Annotated in this window: 21 protein-coding genes; 9 read left to right on the forward strand and 12 right to left on the reverse strand. The window is 66.3% G+C overall.

The window, feature by feature from the left end:
* Window positions 1-15: 15 nt before the first annotated feature.
* The 3 genes from HPY32_RS39235 to HPY32_RS39245 form a co-directional block, all read right to left on the reverse strand.
* Window positions 16-879, reverse strand: a complete 864-nt coding sequence (locus HPY32_RS39235; RefSeq protein ID WP_067587860.1) for an oxygenase MpaB family protein — start codon at window positions 877-879, stop codon at window positions 16-18.
* 98 nt (window positions 880-977) lie between these two features.
* Window positions 978-2540 carry an adenylate/guanylate cyclase domain-containing protein gene (locus HPY32_RS39240; RefSeq protein WP_067587857.1) on the reverse strand — a complete coding sequence of 521 codons (1563 nt, stop codon included), beginning with the start codon at window positions 2538-2540 and terminating at the stop codon, window positions 978-980.
* 49 nt (window positions 2541-2589) lie between these two features.
* Window positions 2590-3303 (reverse strand): TetR/AcrR family transcriptional regulator, encoded by a 714-nt coding sequence (locus tag HPY32_RS39245; protein ID WP_067587854.1) that lies wholly within the window; start codon window positions 3301-3303, stop codon window positions 2590-2592.
* 67 nt (window positions 3304-3370) lie between these two features.
* On the opposite strand from HPY32_RS39245, the gene HPY32_RS39250 reads away from it, so the two are divergent.
* The gene (locus HPY32_RS39250) at window positions 3371-4936 is read left to right on the forward strand and encodes an FAD-dependent monooxygenase (RefSeq protein ID WP_067587851.1); all 1566 of its coding nucleotides are present in this window, start codon (window positions 3371-3373) and stop codon (window positions 4934-4936) included.
* 38 nt (window positions 4937-4974) lie between these two features.
* On the opposite strand, the gene HPY32_RS39255 is transcribed toward HPY32_RS39250, so the two are convergent.
* The gene (locus HPY32_RS39255) at window positions 4975-5505 is read right to left on the reverse strand and encodes a CcdC protein domain-containing protein (protein WP_067587848.1); all 531 of its coding nucleotides are present in this window, start codon (window positions 5503-5505) and stop codon (window positions 4975-4977) included.
* Between the two features lie 140 nt (window positions 5506-5645).
* Between HPY32_RS39255 and HPY32_RS39260 the strand changes: the two genes are divergently transcribed.
* Window positions 5646-6329 (forward strand): TetR/AcrR family transcriptional regulator, encoded by a 684-nt coding sequence (locus HPY32_RS39260; protein WP_067587845.1) that lies wholly within the window; start codon window positions 5646-5648, stop codon window positions 6327-6329.
* Window positions 6330-6410: 81 nt separating this feature from the next.
* Here the strand turns inward: HPY32_RS39260 and HPY32_RS39265 are convergent, their stop codons facing one another.
* Window positions 6411-6626 carry a hypothetical protein gene (locus tag HPY32_RS39265; RefSeq protein ID WP_067587842.1) on the reverse strand — a complete coding sequence of 72 codons (216 nt, stop codon included), beginning with the start codon at window positions 6624-6626 and terminating at the stop codon, window positions 6411-6413.
* 215 nt (window positions 6627-6841) lie between these two features.
* On the opposite strand from HPY32_RS39265, the gene HPY32_RS39270 reads away from it, so the two are divergent.
* Window positions 6842-7330 (forward strand): FBP domain-containing protein, encoded by a 489-nt coding sequence (locus HPY32_RS39270; RefSeq protein ID WP_067587840.1) that lies wholly within the window; start codon window positions 6842-6844, stop codon window positions 7328-7330.
* On the opposite strand, the gene HPY32_RS39275 is transcribed toward HPY32_RS39270, so the two are convergent.
* From HPY32_RS39275 to HPY32_RS39290, 4 genes are all read right to left on the reverse strand, one after another.
* Window positions 7311-7478: a hypothetical protein gene (locus HPY32_RS39275; RefSeq protein WP_156674435.1), complete on the reverse strand. Its 168-nt coding sequence runs from the start codon at window positions 7476-7478 to the stop codon at window positions 7311-7313. The two genes, HPY32_RS39270 and HPY32_RS39275, sit on opposite strands and share 20 nt — an antisense overlap.
* A gap of 21 nt (window positions 7479-7499) precedes the next feature.
* Entirely contained in the window at window positions 7500-8801 is a 1302-nt protein-coding gene (locus HPY32_RS46375) for an inositol monophosphatase family protein (protein WP_156674434.1), read from the reverse strand.
* A 212-nt stretch (window positions 8802-9013) separates the two neighbouring features.
* Window positions 9014-9805 carry an SDR family NAD(P)-dependent oxidoreductase gene (locus tag HPY32_RS39285; RefSeq protein ID WP_067587837.1) on the reverse strand — a complete coding sequence of 264 codons (792 nt, stop codon included), beginning with the start codon at window positions 9803-9805 and terminating at the stop codon, window positions 9014-9016.
* Between the two features lie 216 nt (window positions 9806-10021).
* Window positions 10022-10813 (reverse strand): helix-turn-helix domain-containing protein, encoded by a 792-nt coding sequence (locus tag HPY32_RS39290; RefSeq protein WP_082871829.1) that lies wholly within the window; start codon window positions 10811-10813, stop codon window positions 10022-10024.
* 330 nt (window positions 10814-11143) lie between these two features.
* On the opposite strand from HPY32_RS39290, the gene HPY32_RS39295 reads away from it, so the two are divergent.
* Window positions 11144-11536: a nuclear transport factor 2 family protein gene (locus HPY32_RS39295; RefSeq protein WP_067595775.1), complete on the forward strand. Its 393-nt coding sequence runs from the start codon at window positions 11144-11146 to the stop codon at window positions 11534-11536.
* A 433-nt stretch (window positions 11537-11969) separates the two neighbouring features.
* Entirely contained in the window at window positions 11970-12542 is a 573-nt protein-coding gene (locus tag HPY32_RS39300; RefSeq protein WP_067587829.1) for a dihydrofolate reductase family protein, read from the forward strand.
* Window positions 12543-12653: 111 nt separating this feature from the next.
* Here the strand turns inward: HPY32_RS39300 and HPY32_RS39305 are convergent, their stop codons facing one another.
* Complete coding sequence (locus tag HPY32_RS39305; protein ID WP_067587826.1) at window positions 12654-13859, reverse strand: FAD-dependent monooxygenase; 1206 nt, start codon at window positions 13857-13859, stop codon at window positions 12654-12656.
* Window positions 13860-14041: 182 nt separating this feature from the next.
* Window positions 14042-15028: a prolyl aminopeptidase gene (gene pip, locus HPY32_RS39310; protein WP_197696491.1), complete on the reverse strand. Its 987-nt coding sequence runs from the start codon at window positions 15026-15028 to the stop codon at window positions 14042-14044.
* Between the two features lie 524 nt (window positions 15029-15552).
* On the opposite strand from pip, the gene HPY32_RS39315 reads away from it, so the two are divergent.
* The 3 genes from HPY32_RS39315 to HPY32_RS39325 are packed head-to-tail and all read left to right on the forward strand — an operon-like array spanning window position 15553 to window position 19498.
* Window positions 15553-17046 (forward strand): M20/M25/M40 family metallo-hydrolase, encoded by a 1494-nt coding sequence (locus tag HPY32_RS39315; protein ID WP_082871346.1) that lies wholly within the window; start codon window positions 15553-15555, stop codon window positions 17044-17046.
* Window positions 17043-18836, forward strand: a complete 1794-nt coding sequence (locus HPY32_RS39320) for a pyridoxal-dependent decarboxylase (RefSeq protein WP_067587817.1) — start codon at window positions 17043-17045, stop codon at window positions 18834-18836. The genes HPY32_RS39315 and HPY32_RS39320 overlap by 4 nt, the downstream gene beginning before the upstream one ends.
* 20 nt (window positions 18837-18856) lie before the next feature.
* Window positions 18857-19498 carry a DJ-1/PfpI family protein gene (locus HPY32_RS39325; protein WP_067587814.1) on the forward strand — a complete coding sequence of 214 codons (642 nt, stop codon included), beginning with the start codon at window positions 18857-18859 and terminating at the stop codon, window positions 19496-19498.
* Window positions 19499-19557: 59 nt separating this feature from the next.
* Here HPY32_RS39325 and HPY32_RS39330 read toward each other — a convergent pair whose 3' ends face one another.
* Window positions 19558-20202, reverse strand: coding sequence for a class I SAM-dependent methyltransferase (locus HPY32_RS39330; protein WP_067587811.1), 645 nt, complete (start codon window positions 20200-20202; stop codon window positions 19558-19560).
* Between the two features lie 83 nt (window positions 20203-20285).
* On the opposite strand from HPY32_RS39330, the gene HPY32_RS39335 reads away from it, so the two are divergent.
* Complete coding sequence (locus tag HPY32_RS39335) at window positions 20286-21242, forward strand: Lrp/AsnC family transcriptional regulator (protein ID WP_067595770.1); 957 nt, start codon at window positions 20286-20288, stop codon at window positions 21240-21242.
* Window positions 21243-21561: the final 319 nt, after the last annotated feature.

Consider the following 21561-nt stretch of genomic DNA (forward strand, 5'->3'; position numbering starts at 1 on the left):
GTGCTCCTTCGAGTGTCAGTGTCCGGTCAGGCCGTGGCGTTCGCGAAGCACGGCTTGCTTGGCGTACCAAGCCCGCGGCGTGATCCGGACCCGTTCGGGCAGGCGCGGCCAGATCGTGCGCACGGTAGCGGACAGGGCGGCGAATCGGGCGCGGTCGACCCGGGAGAATCGTAGCCCGGCCCGCTCGCGACAGATCTCGGGAACGGCCGCCGCAGCGAGCAGGCGTGCATGCGAGCCGACCACGGGGGCGAGCAGCCGCCACACGATCGGAGGCATCTGCGCGGGCCGGTACGCACCCGGACGGTGGTAGAGATCGAGCAGGTACGCCGTCACCGCCGTGTTCTCCATGCCCTCGGCGATCAGTTTCCCGAAATAGTCCTGGAATTCGGGCCACGTCGGCGGCATCACGCGATCGCTGACACCGTAGTTGCGGTACCAGATCTTGGATTCCTCGTAGCAGTCGGCCTTTTCGGCGTCGCTGAGCCGGTGATCGAACAGGTCGATCATCGTCATCGCGGTGTAGGTGAACACCGCGTGCGAGGCGTAGTACAGCTCCGGGCTCAGCGCGTGATACCGCTCGCCGTGCGCGTCCGTGCCCTTGATCTGTCCGTGGTAATCGCGGATGCGTTCGGCCATGCGCGGATCGAACACGCCTTCCTGGATCTGCGGCACCGACCGCAGCAGCCGCGCCCACGGCTCGACGAACACGGTGGTGGAGTGCTGTTCCACACCCGCGGACACGCCGGGCAGCATGTTCAGCATCAGGCTGGTCGCCGGTGTCATCAGGTAGATGCGCCAGTCGCCCGCCGCCTTCCACAACAATGAGTCGGGCCCGAGCCGGGTCGGCTCGGGGGACAACGCCGTCGAGAGCTCGGCCATCGATCACTCCTCGCTTGTGCACCATTGCGACAGAACGTTAGATTAGTCGCATAGTCGCGGGCTGTCGAGGGTGTGGCCGTACCTACCCGAACCAGCCACTACCGCGGCCTGGCCAGCCCGGTCGGGCTGACACGGCCGCGGAGGGTGATCGACTCCCCGAGCGCCCAGTGGCCTTGCTCGGACGCGTCGGCGGCGCGAACGGTACCGGCGGAGGCCAGGACTCGGGTCGGGTCGGATTTGGCGAGTTCGCACAGGCGGGCGGCCTCGTTGACGGCGTCGCCGATGACGGTGAACTCGTAGCGGCGGTGGGCTCCGACGTTTCCGGCCACGACCCGGCCCGCGGCGACCCCGATTCCGGCGTCGAATTCTGTTGCGGCACCGGATATTCGGTCCCGGATCGCGCGGGCGGCGGCGAGCGCGGCGCCGGGGGCGTCGGAAATCGGTGCGGGCGTGCCGAAGACGGCCAGGGCGGCATCGCCCTCGAACTTGTTGACCAGTCCGCCGTGTCGTTCGACCTCGTCGACCACGATCTCGAAGAACCGGTTGAGGATGGTCACGATCTCGGGCGCGGGGCGGGTGGCCGCCATCGTGGTCGATCCGATGATGTCCACGAACAGCGCCGCCGCCTCCAGCTCCTGTCCCCCGAGTTCCGGATTGCGGGCCAGGGCCGCGGCGGCGACATCGTGACCGACGTGCCGCCCGAACAGGTCCCGCAGGCGTTCGCGTTCCCGCAGGCCGCGCACCATGCGGTTGAATCCGCTCTGCAACTCGCCCAGTTCGGTGCCGTCGTACACCGTGACCGCGACATCGAGATCGCCGTCCTCGACTCGCCGCAGCGCGGTGCGGACACCGCGGATCGGCGCGACCGCGGCCGCGAGGGTCTGCGCCATCAGGAGCAGACCGAACACCAGCGTCGCCCCGCCCAGCGACAGCACACAGACCGCGAGCCGCTGGGTGCTCACCGACACGCCCGACAGGGCCAGCACGGCCACCACCATCAGCAGCATCACCGGTGTCGCGGACCCGACCATCCACATCAGCACCGAACGACCGAACACGCCGATGCCGCGCCGGCGTCGGGTCGGCGCGGCATCGAGCACCCGCGCGGTCACCATCCGCAGCGCGAACTCCGCGAACAGATAGCTGCTGGCGCACACCACGATCGCGCTGAACGCCCCGCCCAGGATGAACTTCGGCACGAAGGCCGGATCGGCGATTCCGTACAGCGGCACCAACAGCAGCAAACCGCCGAGCCAGAACACCAGCTGCACCACGACCAGCCGCCGGGGCACCGCGGCGGCCTCGATCTGTTCGCGTTCGGTGGGAATCCGATCCGGATCGATCGCCCAGCGCAGGGTGCGCACGCCCCACACGGTCCCCCACACCAGCCCGCCCACCAGCGCCACGACGATATAGACCGGGACGACAACGAAATTCAACAGCACCAGCGACCAGGTCAGCAGCGGCGGTCCGGGCAGCACGAACACGGTCAGCACGATCGCGACGGCGATCCCGACCAGATTGGCCAGGATCAACGGCACGGTCAGCAGCGCCTGGATCCGGATCCGCCGCCGCAGCATCCCCTCCTCGGCGGGGCCCAGCAGCCGGGAACCCCAGGGGGCCGGGCCGAACGCCGCGGGTGTCACGTCATCGTCGACCATGTGTGCAGCGTAAGCGGCGCTCACACCGGAAGGCCGTCAGGCCACCGCGCTATTCGTGACCGAGAGTGATGGCAAGTCCGGCGAGCAGGCTGGTGAGGCCGAACTCGAAACGCTCATCGGCGTCCGGGTCTTCGGCTTCGATGATGCGCCGGTTGAAGTGCGGATACTTACCGGACTCAACCACCTGTTGCACGTACTCCCCCACCGAATTCCGCCATTCGTCCTCGGTCATGCCGGTGCTGCGCTGCGCCTCGAGTTCGGCCAGTTCGGTGGCGACCGAGCCGAGTACGTAGGTGTTGACGGCATCGACCATCAGCGCGACGCGGGTGGGGTCATCGGTCGCCGCGCCCACCAGTCCGAGCGCGTGATCGGCGTGCCGGATGACATTGGGGCCGAGCGCCGGACGCCGGGACGCCTGCTGCCCCAGCCACGGGTGCCGCAGCAGCAGAGCGCGGAACTCGCGGGCGTGAGCGGCCATTTCGGCCTGCCAGTCGGCGGCGGGACCGAGGAACGGAGCCTCCGCGTACACCGCGTCGACCATGAGCTCGATCAGTTCGTCCTTGTTGGCGATGTGACGGTAGAGCGAGGTGGTGCCCGATCCCATCTCCGCCGCGATGCGCCGCATCGACAGCGCGTCCAGGCCCTCGGCGTCGGCTATTCGGATCGCGGTGCCCACGATCTTCTCCTCGGAGATGACCGGGCGGCCGCCACGCGGGCGGTCGCGCATCCAGACCAGTGTCGCGGGCTGTGACGAAGACGGCATGGGCACAGTGTACGCATCGGATACACTGTTCCCATATTGGGTACATCGTTCCCAGATAGGAGTTCCCTTGTCTCACATCCCCGTTGTCATCGCCGGTGGCGGCACCGTCGGCCTGTCCACGGCCGTGTTTCTCGGCCACCATGGCGTGCGGTCGCTGGTGGTCGAGCGACGCGCAGCCCCGTCGAACCACCCGCGCGCGCTCGGGGTGAGCCCGCGCACGCTGGAGTTCTTCCGCGAGGTCGGGCTGCGGGAGAAGGTGGACCGGGTCGCCGTGCGCTCGGCGCAGTTGTGGCGGGCAACGGCGTACACGGTCGCCGAGCTCGACCGGAGCCGAGCGGGTGTGCCGAATCTTCCTGCGGGGCTCGATCTTTCACCGGAATCGCCACGCGGTCACTATCCGCAGGACCGGCTCGACACGGTCCTGGGTCCGGCCGCGCGCGAACGCGGTGCGACCGTCGAATTCGGCGTCGGTGTCGTCGGAGTCGAGCAGGACGCCGACGCGGTCGCGGTGACACTGTCCGACGGGCGGGTGGTCCGGGCCGACTATCTGGTCGGCGCGGACGGGGTGAACACCACGGTGCGAAGCGAACTGGGCGTCACCACGACGGGGCCGGGCGAGATCGGTGACATCAATATGAACATCCTGTTCGATGCCGACCTGATCGGCCGTTTCGGCTCGATGCCGGTGATGACGCAGATCGACCATCCGGCGGCGACGGGCATACTGCTCGCCGTCGGGGAACGACGCTGGGTGCTGCACGTCGCGTTGCCTCCGGAGGGCACGATGTCCGAGCAGCAGTGCGCCGACGTCGTTCGCACCGCGCTCGGGGCGGACGTGCCGGTCCGGATCCTCAGCACCATCCCGTGGCGGGCGACCGTGCGGATGGCCGACCAATTCCGTTGTGGGCGAGTCTTTCTCGTCGGCGACGCGGCTCGCTCCGTCTCCCCGCTCGGCGCATTCGGCCTGAACACCGGCATGGCCGACGCGCACAACCTGGCCTGGAAGCTGGCCGCGGTGCTGGCCGGACGGTCCGGCGACGGATTGCTGGACACCTATCACGCCGAACGCCACGGCGTCGCCGAGCTGGTCACCCGGCAGGCGCTGCTGCGCTGGGAAAACCCACGCCTGCACTGGGATCCGACGGCAACGGCCGAACGGGCGGCCGCGGGAGCATGGAACGCACCCCTGGTGACCATGGGCTACCGATACGATTCCGCGGGGGTGATCGATCCGGTCGGGCAGGTCCCCTCCACCGAGGACCTCGCCGTCAGCCTCGACGGCGCACCGGGTTCACGAGTCCCGCATCGCTGGATCGCCCCCGGCGTATCCACCCTGGACCTCAACGAATCCCGCTTCGCGGTACTGGCCGGGCCGGACGGCGACGACTGGTGCGCGGCGGCCCGAAAAGTCTCCGCCGCACAAGAACTCGATTTACGCGCCGTGCAGTTGAACGAAGAGTCGGCAGCGGCGGTCGACATCGGTCGCAACGGTGCCATTCTCGTCCGCCCGGACGGCTTCATCGCCTGGCGTACCCGCGGGGAGGCCGATCCCGCAGTGCTGCAAGAGGTGATCGCGAAGGTCACCTTCGCTCGGAATTCGTCCGATCCTCGGCCTTCGAGAGACGACGCGTAGGGAACGATCCGCCATCGTGTCCGCATCGACAGGACAGGTCATCGGTGCCTGGGCCGTGCGTTTTCCCTGGAGATGGGTACGAGCGGAGACCGGGTCTTAGCTACCTTTTCCGGTGCGAAGGGGTGGCCGGTGGACAGGGCGCGCAGGCCGATGACGAGTGCTTCGCCGAGCAGGCTCACGCCGATCGAGAGCTGGGTGGGGCGCATGTCGGCGTGCGCGCACAGACGGGCGCCGAGGATGCTCACGCCCGCGGTCACGGCCACGGACAGCACCCACACCGCGAGGGTCCGCGGCGTATATCGCTGCCACAGCACGCCATCGCGAGTCAGCAGCCGGATCGTGGTGCCGCGCAGTGCGCCGCAACAGAACCCGGCGAGCAGGCCCACACAGATCCAGGCGATATCGATGCCGGTCGGATCCTGCTTCATCAGGATGTAGACGCCGATGCCCAGGAGCACGATCGGCGGAACGAACAGGTCCTTGGCATTGAGCGGTTCCCCGGCGAACCGGCGAATGATCACCACGATCACGACAATGGCGACAGCGGCGACGATCAGCGCGGGGGTCATGCGGAAGTTCCTGGACGGTGCGGTGCCGTGATGCCGACCCGCTTTGGTAGCACAAGCATGCTAATTAAAATAGCTAGCCTGTGCTATAAAAACAAGAGCCGAGACGACTCGGGTCGTTCCGAAACGGAGGATCGCCACTCATGCCCAAGGTCGTGGATCCGGTTCAGCGCCGGAAAACGGTGGCCGACGCGGTATTTCGCGTGGTGGCTCGCGATGGCGTCGAGAAGGCGTCGCTGCGTCGAGTGGCCGAGGAGGCGGGGCTGGTCGTCGGCTCGGTGCGCCACTACTTCGCCAGCCACGCCGAACTGCTGAGTTTCACCCTGACCGAACTCAACGACCGGGTGACCGAGCGGGTGGAGCGCCATCTGGCCGCACTGTTCCCCGGCGGCGAGGTCGAATCCCGCGCGCTGCCGGACGATCACATCCCCGGCAGCTACGCCGAACAGATCCTGGTCGAACTGCTACCCCTGGACCAGGCCCGCTTCGAGGAGGCGGCGGTATGGCTGGCCTTCACCACCGCCGCTCGCGCGCGCCCCGAACTGTCGTCGCTGGCGGCGGCCCCACTGGCCGGTGCGCGATCGCTGGTGCACCGCGTGCTGTCCGCGATGGCCGCCGCCGAAGTGCTGCACACCGACGACCTCGAACTCGAAACAGACCGTCTCGCCGCAGTTCTGGACGGTCTCTCCCTGGCCGCGGTGGTGGACCCGGACCGCCGCAATCCAGAAACCATGCGCGCCGTCCTCCACCTGCACTTGGCGAGTTTGACGAACAGCGCGCCGCGGCCGGTGCCACGCGCTGGTGCACCGACCCGCGACAACGGATGAAATCGGCTGTGGCGAACTAGATCTCACGAGCGGTTGCCGGAAAGTAGTGTCGGCCAAGCACTCCGGCCGTTTCAGCACCGCTCAGTTGTGCTCGGGAAGTCCGGCGCTGCCGGTCATGATGCCCCGGAGGAAGTCCGCCAGGCTCGCTGCCGAACCGGTGCCGGTGGGGGCCGACCCTCCGGGAGCCACCACAGTGTTCGCGCTCACACTCTCGGCCGCGGCAGCCGCTCCGGCCTCGGCCGTCGCGATGCCGCAGGCAGCGGCAGCAATCAGCAGGAATGCGCCAAACTTGTTCATACAGAGCCGTTCCCATCGTTCGAGGTGTGAAATCTGTCCAACCGTAGGCCGACTCCACGGACTCCGGAAGACCCCCGCATCGGGGGCTCGCCGTCATCAGTTAACCTATTGACATTAGGTTCTAACTTAATGAGAGTAGGAAGGAGCCCACTACCCCACGGCATTCGCCGCCGAGTCGCGGCTGCTCACTCCACGGAAGGAACGACAACCCCATCATGGATCCCGTGACCGAACGCGAGATCAGATCCTCATTCGTCAACTGCTCCAAGGGAGATGCCAAGCGGCTGCATGTTCCGCGGAATCTGGCCGAGCAGCCCTGGGACGACCTCGATTTCCTCGGCTGGAGCGACCCGACGCTGCCCGGACGCTGCTATCTCGTTGTCCCCCAGCATGATCGGCTCGTCGGAGTGGCCATGCGTTACCAGGGCGGCGGTTCCGGCCGCACACAGATGTGCACCATCTGCGCCACCACCCACACCGGCCACGGCGTATCACTCATGACCGCGTCCAAGACCGGCGAGTCCGGCCGCGCGGGCAACTCGATCGGCACCTACATGTGCACCGACCTGGCCTGTTCCCTCTACGCACGCAACAAGAAACGCCCCGCCCTGGGCGCCCGCTACCGCGAGGACCTCACCGCCGAGCAGAAGGCGCAACGAATCCACGCCAAGATCAACGCCTTCCTCACCAGACTCGGCGGTTGACACCGAGGGGCATGACGAGCAGCCGCTCGACCCCACGCATGAGAATGCTGTTACGCCAGCGGATTTGGCCGAAGGGAACGGCCAGCTTCATGTCGGGGCAGGCGGCCAGCAACCGGCGCTGATCTCGGTTGCCGTCGTCGCCGCTCACCGACCAACGCCCACGACCCGATCAAACCCCCCGGCGAGCAGGCCGGGTTGGGCGGATGATTTCCAGCAATCGGCCGTGCAGAGGGCGGGTGCTGATCACGGCTGAGCCCGGCCCGGACAGGAGGGGGCCGCCGTCGAGGTCGGTGACCACGCAGCCCGCCTCTTCGACGATCACCGGCAGGGGCGCGAGGTCTTCGTAACCCTGCTCGGTTCCGCCGATCACGATCGCATCGATCAGGCCGGTGAGAAGCCCACCCGCGACCCCACCGAGGTAGCCGGTGATCTTCACGTTCCGATGCAGGGTCATCAGCAGGTCACCGGGCCAGCGGCTGGGGTTGACGATCTCGACGCGGGCGTCGGCAAGGTCGTTGGTGTGCCGCAGAATCGGCGCGGTCTCTCGGCCGCCGGTCCTGATCCGACAGCCTAATCCCCTGCCCGCGAAGACCATCCGCTGCGCGATCGGCTCGTTGATGACGCCGATGGCCGGGCCGTGCTCGTCATAGCAGGCCAGCCTGGTACTGAACAGCGGGATGCGGTGGGCGAAGTAAGTGGTCCCGTCGATCGGATCGATGACCCAACTCCGCCCGGACGTCCCCGGCGTGGTTCCGTCCTCTTCGCCGTAGATCTCGTCGTCGGCGAACCGTTGCCGAAGTTCGGTGCGAATGAGGTTCTCGACGGCACGGTCGGCATCGGTCACCGCAGAGCCGTCGGGCTTTGTCGCAACGGCAAGGTCCGTGGTGAAGAATCGATCGGCGGCCAGACGTCCGGCCCTGTCGGCAAGGGCGATGGCGAAGTCCAGGAGATCCGGATCCACGGCGGGTGAGCGCATCTTCCGCACGTTAGCCGCCATGAGTTCGCGGAGGGCCGCGACGAATGGGCCCACGGCAAGGACAGTCGACGAGAAGTGGCACCAGCAGCGCAGATTGCAGATCATCGATGCCGCCCTGACCAGGTTCGCCGCCGACGGATTCGACGGCACCACCACCGCGGCGATCTGCCGGACCACCGGCATCGGGTTCGCGCCCCCGGGTTCATCCGCACCGTCGGCGCAGCACTCCATCACGACCAAATCGCCATAGCCGTCGCCACCCATCAACGGCAGATCCTGGACAACCTCACAACCTGGGTCCGACGCCCCCGCCGCCAAGGCACCATCCCCACCGACCTGTCCGCCCAACGAACCGCCCGCTGGCTGATGGCCCTGATCGCCGGATTCGCCCCCCAACTCACCGCTTCCTCCGTCGACCAACCCCAAACCTTGCCCCTCGCACCGGATCTCAGTCCCGCCCGCATCCGGCGTTCGACAGATCCGCTGAATATCCACTCGCAGAATCGAATGTCCACGAGACCGACTGGTGGCCAACGGCTACCACGCACTGGGACGACCACAACGCGGCATAGAGAGAGATGGAGTTCTGTGCCGCAGAGCATCTCGCCCCGGCAACCACTCGTCCAGCGAAATTGCGAATGCTCAAGCAGATGTATTGCCGCACAAGTGATTACGAGTCACGGTGACGTGGGGATGCGAGTGAGCTGTCAGCGTTTGTAGCGCTGGCCTTCGGCGAGTTGTTCGGTGATCTTGCTGGCTCCGAGCAGACGCTGGGTGGCGGCGGACGAGCCGGGGGCAACGCCGCCGAACAGGGCAATCAGGCGCAGGCTCAGCGGCGCCACGTCCACCTCGGCGAGATCTTTCTCGATAGCTCGTATGGTCGCGCGTGCCACATCCCGGGGCGTACGGGTGCCGATTCCGCGGGGCAGGGTGGCGCCGGAGTCGGCGAACATGCCCGCGTCGCTGATGTAGCCGGGGAACACGGTAGAGACGCCGACGTTGTGCGGCCGCATGTCCTCGCGGAGCGCGAGGGCGAAGCCGCGCATTCCGAACTTGGTGGCGTTGTATAGGGATGCCTGCCCGGAGGCGGTCTTTCCGGACAGGGAGGAAATGAAGACCAGGTGACCGTGGCGCCGAGCAGCCATGCGCTGCCCGGCTAGCTTCGCCATCACGATGGGAGCGCGGAGGTTGACATCGAGCGCGCGGTCGATCTCGCCGATGGAGTAGTCGGTCAGCAGGCCCGTTGCCGGCAGCGCGGCATTGGCCACAAGCACATCGATCTCGCCCGCCACTTTCAGAAGGTCCTCGATCGCGTCGCGGTCGGTCAGGTCGGCGGGGATGGCCCGTCCATGCAGCTTCTCGGCCAGCGGCTCGAGCAGTTCGGTCCGGCGTCCGGTGAGTACCACTTCCCCGCTGCGAGCGGCCAGGTCGATCGCCAGCGCGTGCCCGATTCCGCCGGTGGCCCCGGTCAACAACACTCGTGCGTCGCGCAGGTTCATCTCATCTGCTCCAGGTCTCGGGTACTCGGGGTGCCGATCTGTGGATCTGAACATCGAACGCGAGGGTCGTCGGCGGTGGAATTCCCGCTGGCACCCGGCGTGCGATACATCTCGATGGCGTCGCGTGCGGTGAGTGGTACGACGTGGCGGTCGGTCCGGAAATCGAACAGCGAAAGATGCCTGGCAAGGTCGATGGGATCGTGACTTCGCATGACCTCACCTTGAGGTTGCTCGAGGTCGCCGGTCTTGTACGAATGTTCCTCGACTCGGGTACGCGATCTGGTTTGCGGCGAACCCAGGGTCACCGGCCAAGGCTGCCGGAGTCATTTCAGTGAACGCCCAGACGTCACGATGCAGATGAGACTGGTCGGCGTAGCCACACTCCGCGGCGACTCGGGCCGCACTGTCGCCTGCGGCCAAGCGGTGAGCAGCATGGTTGAAGCGCACCAGCTTTGCAGCACGCTTAGGAGGCAGTCCCATCTGCGACCGGAACCGGGTCCACAGGCGTCGACGGCTCCATCCGAGCTCGACCGCCAGATCCTCGACCCGGACCGAGCCGCGGCTGACGACGATCCGATCCCAGGCCCACACCACCTCAGGGTCCACAAGCGGCCCCGCCGCGACCCGGCGGGTGAGCGATGCCTCCACTACCGCGAAACGGGCGTCCCAGGAAGCTATCTCGCTCAGTTGCTCTCGTATCCGTGCCGCATCCCGGCCCCACAGGTCGTCGAGGGCGACCACACTGTGATCCGACTCCGCTGGGTGGGCACCCAGCACGGCGCGCGCGACCACCGGAGACAAGCGCACCTCCACGCACTCGATGTTCTTGCCCCGCATATGAACCGAGCCGGGCGCAAGCCCCCCAACGAAACTGCCTCGCTGCTGTCGATCGGTAGCACCGTACATCACGAGCGAACCGTCCCCGAACTCGAGAACCAGCGTGACCGATGGATGCGGGATCACCCGCAACTCGATCGAGTCCGTACTCCGATCGCGAAATCCGGCCATCCTGACGCCAGCCACTCGGCTCGGCCGCGTCGGACGGGCGATATCCCAGGCTTCAGCAGCCCGAACAGTCGCAACCTCACACTCGTGTCCGGTCGATCGCATCGTCCCATGCTACGAGCAGCACCCAACCGGAGCTCATTCCGAGACCCGCTGATCGACAACGCAATACACAAATATCGGCACTACCAGGGGGGTGTTGGCCAACGCCCAGCTGCGCGAAACGCTCTCGGCTGGTTGGTCTTCGGGCAGGGTGTGCGGCCATCACCACCACACACGTCACCGATTCGACACGATTGCATGCACGCGCATACAGTGGCGTTGGTGACCGACATGAGGAAAGATGTGGAGACAATCGCTCGGCTGGAGAGTGAGCGCTTCGATGCGGTACTCGCCGGTGATGCCGACAAGCTGGCGGTGCTGTGTCATCCGCGGTTGAGCTACACCCACACCAACGGCGCGACCGACACCTATGAGTCCTATCTGCGTAAATGCCGTGCGGGTGCGTGGGACTTCCATCGCATCGACCACCCGATCCATCGAATCGAGGTGGTGGGAGATACCGCGGTCGTGCTCGGCGAAATGACGGCCGACTTCACGTCCGGCGGAGACGAGAAGCGCTTGGACAATGTCACTTTGGCGGTATGGTCGCGCGACGGCGCGGACTGGCGGCTGCTCGCCATGCATCCCACCCCGAAGTCGACGGAGGTTCGCGAGATCGACTGACGGCCAACGGTTTCTGCTCCGCGACCGCCGTCACCAGGTGACCGCCCGGGCGAAGCACATCGAGCGACCGCTCGACGATGCCGCCGCCCGGGGGAACAGCGGCGGACCGATCAGCGGAAACTCACCGGCGCGCCTCCAACGGGTTTGATCGCGACCTCTCGAAATCGACAAGTGTGCGCCTTGGAAAACCATGCCGCCCAAGTAATCTCGACGATCGACTGACGCACGCCATGGGGCAGAAAGATTGCGCACGGTCCGTGGATCGGGCCTCGGCGACGTCGTCACTGCCACAACAGCGCGCAGGCGCTCCCGACGATAATCCTTGTCTTGACAAAAATTTAGTCCATAGCAGACTACTGAGACGCTGCCGCCTCACTCCTGACCGAGACAGTATCGAGAAACGAACCCGACGACACCTTTCGAGGAGACCCGCATGCGTACCCTGATCAGCACCGCTTTCATTTCCGTCGACGGCGTCGTGGAGGGTCCCGGTGGCGAACCCGGCTATCGCAACTCGGGATGGACCTTCAAAGACGTCCAATTCCTGCCCGAGGCATACGAAATCAAAGGACGCGAGCAGAAGGAATCCACCGCGATCCTGATGGGACGGGTCAGCTACCAGGCATTCAGCCCGGTGTGGCCGGATATGGAGGAGTTCGCCGACTACAAGACGATGCCGAAGTACGTCGTCTCCACCACCCTCACCGACGAGGACCTGGTCGCCGATTGGGGCGAGACCACGATCCTGCGTTCGATCGACCAGGTCGCCACCCTGAAGGAGACCGACGGCGGCCCGATCATCATCCACGGCAGCGCCGCCCTCAACCGGAGCCTCTCGGACGCGGGCCTGATCGACCGCTACCACCTGCTCGTCTTCCCGGTGCTGCTCGGCGCGGGCAAGCGCCTGTTCAGCACCGCCGACAAAGACACCCGGAAACTGAAGCTCGTCGAATCCCAGGCCTACGCCAACGGCGTGCAGAAAAACATCTTCGACGTCATCCACTGACCACTCCAACAGCCATGAAACTCGACGACACCGCACGCAAGCTTGTCGGTTCCACACCCGCGACGGTGGTCACGGTCAATCGCGATGGCAGTCCACAGGTCCTGCGTCGGTCTACGACTTGGCCGACGAGGTGATCGGCGATCCGGCCGTGGTCCTGGAGTCCGGCATCCCTGGATAGTCGGGCAGATCGAGGCCGTTGATCGCGCGCTCGATCAACTCGGGGGACCACTCGGGCTCCGTGCTCGTCCCTGTGCCGACAAGCATGCGCGCGTGCAGCCGCCCGATCTCCTGGTTGGCCTCGACGAACGAGCGCATCCGCGCCTCGTAGCCCGCGAATCCCGCCTCCGGGTCCCATCCGGCGGCGGCCAGCTCCCCGGCCAGCAGATAAGCACCGACCAAAGCCAGCCCGGTGCCCTGCCCGGACATCGGCGACGAGCTGAATGCCGCGTCCCCGAGCAGCGCCACCCGCCCGCTCGACCAACGGTCCATCACCACCTGGGCGACCTGGTCGAGGTAGAAGTCCGGGGAATCGTCCAGGTGCGCGAGGATACGCGGGGCCATCCAGCCCATTCCGGCCATCCGCTCGCGCAGCAGGCTCTTCTGGGCCTCGATGTCGCGGTAGTCGACATCGAAATCCGCTGCGGGGAAAGTGAACATGGCCATTGCCCGGGTGGCGTCCCGGATGGGGCGCAGACCGGCCGAGCGACCGGACTCCTGGTAGTCGAGCAGCCAGCGGTCCAGCCCGAACTCGTTGGGCACACTGTAGAAGGCCAGCACCAGTCCGAGGTGGCGGACGAACCGCTCCCGCGGCCCGAAAACCATTGCGCGCAATGCCGAATGCAGTCCGTCCGCCCCGATCACCAGATCGAAGCGCCGCCGGTCGCCACTCGCGAAGATCACGTCGACACCGTCCGGGTCCTGGGTGAGTTCGGCGATCCGGTCGCCGAAGAGGTAGTCGACACCGTCGCGGGTGTGGTCGTAGAGCACCCGCGACAGATCCCCGCGCAAGATCTCGATCTCCGAGATGAACCCGTCGCCGCCGTCGTCGTCCGCACGATAGGTCTCCAGCACGTTCCCGTCCGCGTCCACGATGTGCGCGCCCGCAGTCTCGGTGCGCGCCGCGCGCACCGCCGCGTCCAACCCCATTCGCCGGATGACCTCCCTGGTAACCCCGCGCGCATCCACCGCCTGCCCGCCCGGCCGCAGCCCGGAGGCCCGCTCCACCACGGTCACCTCGGCCCCCCACCGCCGCAGCCAGTGAGCCAGCGCAGGCCCCGCAATGCTCGCTCCCGCCACCAACACCCTGATACCGCTCATTACGTCTCCTACTCCCCCATCCGGTGTATCCAGAGGTATCGACGGCCGATCCACGAAAAATTCATCGGTGCCGCCGAGGATATCCCACGCGAACAACCTGAACTCAGCGCTAGCGTGCGTCGGAAGACCTGTCGCCCAACCAATTCGGGCCATGGGCCAACGCGCGCCATGCTCGGCGGCCGTTATCGAATGTCCGGTTCGTTCTCGATCCTGTCGGCGTGGCGGGTGTTGGCGGCACGCCAGGACTCGACCATTGCCGTGCCGCCGTGGCCTTCGCCCTCCTCGAGGATGAGCTCGCTGCCGGGCCAGGCGCGGTGCAGTCGCCAGGCGATGACCGCGGGACTGCTGACGTCGTGGCGGCCGTGGATCAGTGTGCCCGGGATGCCGTGCAGGCGGTCCGTGCGCTCGAGGATCGGCGGCGTCAGGAAGGCGTCATGGGCCCAGTAGTGGGTGACCAGCGTCGCGAACAGTTCCCGGAACTCGTCGTCTTCCCAGCGGGGATTCCGTTGCACGCCACCGGTTCCGATCGAGATGTGGTGGTCTTCCCACTCCACCCAGGCGCGTGCCGCGGCACTGCGGATCGCCGGGTCCGCATGCGTCGTCAACTGCGCATAGGCCGCGATGAGACGCCCGTTACCGCGGCGATAGCCGATGCCAGCCTGCTCGGCATGGGTGGCCAGGCGATCCCAGGCTTCGGGATAGATCGCGCCCACCGTCTCGGTGATCCAGTCCACGGCGAAGCGGTCGGTGGTGGTGACCGCCACCAGCACGATGCCGCGCACCCGCTCGGGGTGAGCCTGCGCGTAGGCCAGCGCCAGCGTCGTACCCCACGAGGCCCCGTTGACCAGCCACCGATCGACCTGAAGGTATTCGCGAAGCCGCTCCATGTCCTCGATGAGGTGAGCCGTCGTGTTCTGACCCAGGTCGTAGCCCGCAGTCGTGGCGAGCGGCGTCGACCGCCCACAACCCCGCTGATCGAAGCCGATAATACGAAACCTCGTGGGAGCGAACTTGTTTCGGTACCCACCGGCACCGAGCCCACCCCCCGGACCCCCATGCAGATACACGGCGGGGATCCCGTCGGGACTTCCCGACTCTTCCCAATAAATCTCGTGACCGTCCCCGACCGCCAACAGCCCAGCGTCCCGGACTTCTCCGTTGTCAACCACGGATGGCGACGCTACCGAACACAACTCCCAACGTACAGGTCACGGCCGTCCCTCCTTGCCGTCGTAACGCCGCCCGTCACGCGAAAACCTGTGTCACCGCGTCCCCTCGATCCTCCTGCTCAGTCCACCCCGAGATCGACAGCAGATTCACATTGAGATTGCGCAGCGAAGCCGGAGGCGTCATGCACAGCATTCTGTCCCCCGCCCCGATGCATACGACCGTCGAATCGACACGGCAGGCGTAGCGATTCGGCCCTGTCGCGCAGTCGATGGCGTTGGCCAGCAACATGTTTCGATAAGCACCGGCCGCAGCATCCTGGGCCACAATGGCGACGATCTCTAAATCGTAACGCCCACAGCCGATTCCGTCATACTATCGCTCTACCCAATGCCGCACGTTACCACCGAATCCGAGGCACCGTACAGCCCCTATGTGACCTCTTGATGTCGTTCCGGACGACGATGCATGATCAAGTCGTAAACCGTTGGAACACAGCGAAAGTGCCCACCAGACGGTATCCGATGTGCATCGAGATCCCGCGACGCACGCCGATTTCGTTCTGGGGCGCGGGGAAGGGGACGAGCAGATGAAGCAGACCGCCAGCACCCGCAAGGATCGTCCGGAGCCGACTGATCTCCGAAAACGGGTGCACGAGTTGATGTCCGGCCTGCACGAGGTGCTCGCGGACCTGGTCCGCATCAAGTCGGTCAGCGCGGACCCGCCGCCGCAGGACGTGGTCGACTGCTGCGATGCCGTCGTCTCGGTATTCCAGGAGGCGGGGATCGCCTCGGCGCGGCGAGACACCATCACCTACAACGGCAATCAGACCGCTCCCCTGATGTTCGCGGATCACTCCGCCGCCACCGACGATGCCCCGACCGTGCTGATCTACTCCCACTACGACGTGCAACCTGCGAAGCAGTCCGACGGCTGGGGCGGTGACCCGTTCCAGCCGTGGGAGCAGCCCGACGGCGCCGACACTCGGCTCTACGGGCGCGGCGCGGCCGACGACAAGTCCGGGATCTGCATGCACCTGGGCGTTGTGCGCGCGTTCGCGGGCCGTCCGCCGGTGCATCTCAAATTCGTCTTCGAGGGCGAAGAGGAGCTGGGGCGCGGGGTTTTGGAGGACTACCTCAACGATCCCGACACACACGACGACCGGTTCACCGCCGATCTGGTGGTGGTCGCCGACACCGGCAATGTGCGCCTCGGCGTCCCGACGCTGACCTCCACCCTGCGTGGGATCTCCGTCTTCGACGTCGAAGTCGCCACACTCGACGCCCCGGTCCACAACGGCATGTACGGCGGACCGGCGCCGGACGCCTTCATGGTGCTGGTGCGCCTGCTCGCGTCCCTGCACGACGACTCGGGCAATGTCGCTGTGGCGGGTCTGGATACCGCCGACGTCTCGTGGACGCCCGTGGACGAGAAGCAGTTTCGTCAGGATGCTCGGCTGCTGCCCGAGGTGCCCCTCGTGGGCAGTGGGACGCTCGCTCAGCGACTGTTCGGCAAACCGGCGATCAATGTCGTCGGCTTGGACGGCGTGAATTCGATGTCCGAGGCGTCGAACGCGTTGCGCCCCAAGGCAACCGCCCGGATCAGCGTGCGGCTGGCACCGTCGCAGGATCCGGAGCAGGCCCGCAAGGCCCTCCGGCAGCACCTGGAGAGCAGGATGCCGTGGGGCGTGCGGCCCAAGGTCACCTTCGTCACCGATGGTGCGGGTTTCCTGGCCGACGAGGGCGGCGCCTACTACCGGCTCGCGAGCGAGGCGATCGCCGAGGCGTACGAATCCGACACCGTCCGAACCGGTCAGGGCGGCTCGATCCCGCTGGTGCACGCCTTCCACAAGGTCAACCCGAACGCGGGCATCGTGCTGTGGGGCTGCGAGGAGCCCCGGGCCGCCATCCACGGGGTCGACGAAAGCGTCAGCTACGCCGAGTTCGAGCACATGACGCTCGCCGAGGCACTGCTGCTGCAGAAGATCGCTGATTCACCGAATCGAGGAGGAACCCGATGACGCAGGCACAGACCCGTCCGAATTTCCCTTACGGGCCGGACGGCACACCCTGGTCGGAGCTGCTGACCTCGGCCGGTCTGGTCGACCGCCCCGACCTGGTCACCGATCCGCGATTGAACCCGGTCGAGGTCTATCAGACCGGTGACGGCCCCGACCCCGCGCAGTTCCAGCTGCCCGCCACCGGGCTGACCGAGAAGCAACGGCGTAGGGCGCTCGACACTTTGGACGACTACCTCGAGACCAAGCGCGACCATTTCCTGGGCTATCAGGTCAACTGCGCACTGGACTATCGAACCGATCTCGCGCGGTTCATGGACCACCCCATCAACAATGTCGGCGACCCTTATACCTCGGGCGGCCTGAAGGTCAACAGCAAAGCGGTCGAGCAGGCCGTACTCGACTACTTCGCCGCTCTGTGGCGGGCCGAGTGGCCGCATCGTCCGGACGAAGGGAACAGCTACTGGGGCTACATGCTGTCCATGGGGTCCACCGAGGGCAATATGTATGCGCTGTGGAATGCGCGAGACTACCTCGGCGGCAAGGCATTGATCGCCGATCCGAGCCACTCGACAACCGTGAACTCGAAGAACGAGGTCGTTCCCGATCTCGTCTATGTCCAGGCGAAGACACCGGAGCACTCACCGAACTATTACAAGCCGATCGCGTTCTTCTCCGAGGACACCCACTATTCGTTCACCAAGGCGGTGCGGGTGCTGGCGGTGGACACCTTCTCGGCAGCCGGTCAGCGCGACTACCCCGGCGAATGCCCGATCACCTCCGACGGCGCGTGGCCTGCCGAGGTCCCCTCCCATGACAGCGGCGCGATCGACGTGGCCAAGCTCGTCGTGCTGGTCGAATTCTTCGCCGAGCGCGGGCATCCGATCATGGTCAGCCTCAACTACGGCAGCACCTTCAAGGGCGCGTACGACAATGTCCAACTGGTCTGCGAGAAGCTGTATCCCGTCTTCGAGCGATACGGTCTGCTGGAGCGGGACGTCGAATACGCCCCGGGACAGCACAGCAGGCGGCACGGCTTCTGGATTCACGTGGACGGCGCGCTGGGCGCCGCCTACATGCCGTTCCTGCGGATAGCCGCGAACAGCCCGGAATATCAATACGTCCCCGAGGCCCCGATTCCGGAGTTCGACTTCTCCCTCACGGTCCACGGCATGAAGATGGTGGCGTCGATCGCGATGAGCGGGCACAAGTGGATCGGCGCGCCGTGGCCGTGCGGTATCTATATGACCAAGGTGAAATACCAACTGCAGCCACCGGATTCCCCCGTGTACATCGGCTCGCTGGATACGACGTTCGCCGGTTCCCGCAACGGGTTCTCCCCGCTGATCCTGTGGGACTTCCTGGCCAAGCATTCCTATGATGCGCAGATCTCGCTGGCCCGCGAGGCCCAGGACCTCGCGGTCTACCTCGAAGACCAGCTCCGGAAGCTGGCGAGCCACCTCGAGCGGGACCTGTTGGTGGCGCGTACTCCATTGGCTCTCACCGTGCGGTTCCGCAAACCCAATGATCGAATCATCGCGCGGTACTCGTTGTCCACCGAGTCATTACTGCTCGAGCCCGGAAACCCGGCGAGCCGACAGGATTACGCGCACGTGTTCACGATGATCGGCACCGAGCGCGAGGTGATCGACCGGCTGATCAAGGATCTGCACGCCCCGGATGCCTTCCCGGAGACCGAACCGATTCTCGGGGCACCTCCCGCGGCGGCGGAGCCGCCGTCCGGCATCGTCCCGATCGCATACCAACCGGCCGATCAAGGCGGATTCGCCTGAGCCCGAACCAGGGAGCAGATATGCACGTCGTCATTCCCCTCTTCCCCCGGTACACCACACTCGACGCGATCGGCCCGTATGAGGTCCTCCGCTTCATCCCCGATGCCGAGATCACTTTCGCCGCAGTGGAAACCGACCCGGTCCCCGCTGATAGTGGTGCCCTGGCGATTACCGACACCACCCCGCTCGACGAGATCGAAACCTGTGACATCGTGGTTGTCCCGGGAGGTCCGGGTAGCCGAGCAGAGAATAAGCGGTTGGTTGACTGGCTGAAAATGATCCACCCGAAAACCCGGTGGACCACTTCGGTGTGCACGGGTGCCCTTGTGCTCGGCTCGGCCGGTTTGCTCAACGGAATCGACGCGGCGACGCACTGGAACCCGAAAGTGGTGGAGCGCTTGAAAGAACTCGGCGCGCGGTATGTCCCGGACCGCGTTGTCGTCAACGAAGAGCACCGGATCGTCACCTCGGCCGGTGTCTCGGCCGGAATCGACATGGCACTCGATTTGGCCGCCCGGCTCACAGCCCAAATGACCGCCGAGGCAATTCAACTCGCGATCCAGTACGACCCGCAGCCGCCGTTCGACTGCGGTTCCCCGGACAAGGCCACCGAGGACGTACAGCAACGCGCCCTCGAGCTCCTCGGTTCGGCAACTGTCTAACATCCATGGACGCAAGAATGCCGCTCGGCCCGCGAGAGGGTCGAGCGGCCCGAATTGTCTTACAACCGCTGTGCCTGAACGATCCATACCGGCATGAGCACCCGCCCCTTGGGATCGGTCACCACATCCGGGTAGTGCGTCACGAACTCGCGGGCGGACTCGGTCACCGCTGCCAGCTCACCATGATGCAGGTCGGTGATCGTCCAGCCGCCGGTAGTCAGGGTATCGCGAATAGTGTTCTCCGGCACGGGAATCGGTGCGGGTAGCCCGCCGACGGTCTGGTCGGAGAAACACAGCATGTTCAGCCGTGCACCGGGTTTCGTGGCTCGATGCAGGGCCGTAATGTACTGCGCGCGTTGCTCATCGGTGAGGCAGTGGTAGAGCGCGCTGTCGAGCACCGTATCGAACCGGTCGTCGAAGCCGGTGAGGCTGGTGGCGTCCGCGACGGTGAATCCGACATCCACCCCGCGCGCCGCCGCCCGTCGGCGTGCCTGTTCGATGGCGGGCGCGGCGGCGTCGATCGCGGTCACCCGGTATCCCCGCTGGGCGAGGTAGATCGCGTTGTCGCCGAGGCCGCAGCCGACATCGAGCACCGCGCCGGATACTCGTCCGGCCCGCTCGAACGCCACGACGGCCGATTGTGGCTCGCCGATATCCCAGGGCACCGTGGTGGTCGTGTACCAGTCATCGAAATCCAAGGTCATGAGTCCAGCTCATCCGGTCGGACGGTGCACCGCCAGGAAGCAAGCTCTTTCTCCCGGATTCCGTCACGAAATAAGATCGGATGATGGAATCCGTCACCCTCGATGAGCTGGATCGTGGACTGGTGCATGCATTGCAGATCGATGGCCGGGCACCGTTCAGCCGGATCGCCGAGGTGCTCGGCAGTTCCGAAAACACCGTGGCCCGCCGATACCGGCGATTGCGGGCGGCCGGAGTGCTGCGGGTGGTCGGCGCGGTGGACAACACCCCGACGGGTCACCCGACGTGGGTCCTGCGGATGCGGTGCACACCCGACGCGACCCGGACCATCAGCGAGGCATTGGCCCGCCGCGCCGACACCCACTGGGTGCACGTCCTGTCCGGCGGCACCGAGATTTCCTGCGCCACCTCCGCCGCGACGCCCGAGGCGCTGGTGGACAAGCTGCCGCGCGCCAACCGGATTCTGGCCGTGTCCGGGCACTGGCTGCTGCACGGGTTCGTCAACCCGCAAGGCTGGGGCGCACTGTCCTGCCTGACCCCGCACCAGGCCGACCGCCTGCGGCCGGAGCCACCCGAGCCGGACACCCGGGCGTGCGCGGTGGACGAGACCGACCAGGCATTGCTGTCGGCACTATCCATCGACGGCCGCGCCGGTTACGCGGCGTTGGCGGCCCACACGGGATGGTCGGAATCGACTGTGCGGCGGCGCATCGAGCAGCTGCGGCGCACCGGCATCCTCGGGTTTCAGGTCGACGTCGTGCCCGAGGCATTGGGTTATCACGCGTCGGCCCGACTGTGGCTGTCGGTACGGACCTCAGCCCTGACCACGGTCGGACAGACGCTCGCCGGACACCCCGAGGTCCAATTCGCCGCCGTCACCACCGGCCCGACCAATATGCTCGTCGGCGTCGTCTGCCGCGACTCTCGCGACCTCTACCGATACCTGACCGACCGAATCGGCCCACTGGACGCCGTCGGCCACCTGGAAACGGCACCGGTGGTACGCACCCTCAAACGCACCGGAACCCTCCTCCCGTCGTGACGTAAAGCCCCTCGTCGCTTAGGATTTCGGCACCACGACCGCTGATTCACCCGGTGTCGCACACAATCTCGTGACCAGATCGACCCACATCTCCGGGTCGGTCGACCACAGACTGTGGGCAACCCCGGGAACTTCCTCGAACCTGCCATGCGGCACCAACGCCGCCAGCTGCCGCAGCGGCCACGAGGGACGGATATCGTGCTGCGCGGCAACCCGACGCTGCACAGCGCTACCACTCTATGGCTGTCCGGCGTTCCGACATAGTGAATGTCCCGCGCCACAACAGATCTGGCCCTGCCGTTGGACCCGTATGCCGCAT

The organism is Nocardia terpenica, from assembly GCF_013186535.1.
Classification (GTDB): Bacteria; Actinomycetota; Actinomycetes; order Mycobacteriales; family Mycobacteriaceae; genus Nocardia; species Nocardia terpenica.

Coding starts and splice junctions, on each gene's coding strand:
- HPY32_RS39270 (WP_067587840.1), top strand. CDS start 6,842: ATGGATCCCGTGACCGAACGCGAGATCAGATCCTCATTCGTCAACTGC.
- HPY32_RS39305 (WP_067587826.1), bottom strand. CDS start 13,859: ATGAGCGGTATCAGGGTGTTGGTGGCGGGAGCGAGCATTGCGGGGCCT.
- HPY32_RS39245 (WP_067587854.1), bottom strand. CDS start 3,303: ATGCCGTCTTCGTCACAGCCCGCGACACTGGTCTGGATGCGCGACCGC.
- HPY32_RS39290 (WP_082871829.1), bottom strand. CDS start 10,813: ATGGCCGGATTTCGCGATCGGAGTACGGACTCGATCGAGTTGCGGGTG.
- HPY32_RS39330 (WP_067587811.1), bottom strand. CDS start 20,202: ATGACCTTGGATTTCGATGACTGGTACACGACCACCACGGTGCCCTGG.
- HPY32_RS39325 (WP_067587814.1), top strand. CDS start 18,857: ATGCACGTCGTCATTCCCCTCTTCCCCCGGTACACCACACTCGACGCG.
- HPY32_RS39300 (WP_067587829.1), top strand. CDS start 11,970: ATGCGTACCCTGATCAGCACCGCTTTCATTTCCGTCGACGGCGTCGTG.
- HPY32_RS39235 (WP_067587860.1), bottom strand. CDS start 879: ATGGCCGAGCTCTCGACGGCGTTGTCCCCCGAGCCGACCCGGCTCGGG.
- HPY32_RS39265 (WP_067587842.1), bottom strand. CDS start 6,626: ATGAACAAGTTTGGCGCATTCCTGCTGATTGCTGCCGCTGCCTGCGGC.
- HPY32_RS39320 (WP_067587817.1), top strand. CDS start 17,043: ATGACGCAGGCACAGACCCGTCCGAATTTCCCTTACGGGCCGGACGGC.
- HPY32_RS39335 (WP_067595770.1), top strand. CDS start 20,286: ATGGAATCCGTCACCCTCGATGAGCTGGATCGTGGACTGGTGCATGCA.
- HPY32_RS39295 (WP_067595775.1), top strand. CDS start 11,144: ATGAGGAAAGATGTGGAGACAATCGCTCGGCTGGAGAGTGAGCGCTTC.
- HPY32_RS39255 (WP_067587848.1), bottom strand. CDS start 5,505: ATGACCCCCGCGCTGATCGTCGCCGCTGTCGCCATTGTCGTGATCGTG.
- HPY32_RS39260 (WP_067587845.1), top strand. CDS start 5,646: ATGCCCAAGGTCGTGGATCCGGTTCAGCGCCGGAAAACGGTGGCCGAC.
- HPY32_RS39285 (WP_067587837.1), bottom strand. CDS start 9,805: ATGAACCTGCGCGACGCACGAGTGTTGTTGACCGGGGCCACCGGCGGA.
- HPY32_RS39240 (WP_067587857.1), bottom strand. CDS start 2,540: ATGGTCGACGATGACGTGACACCCGCGGCGTTCGGCCCGGCCCCCTGG.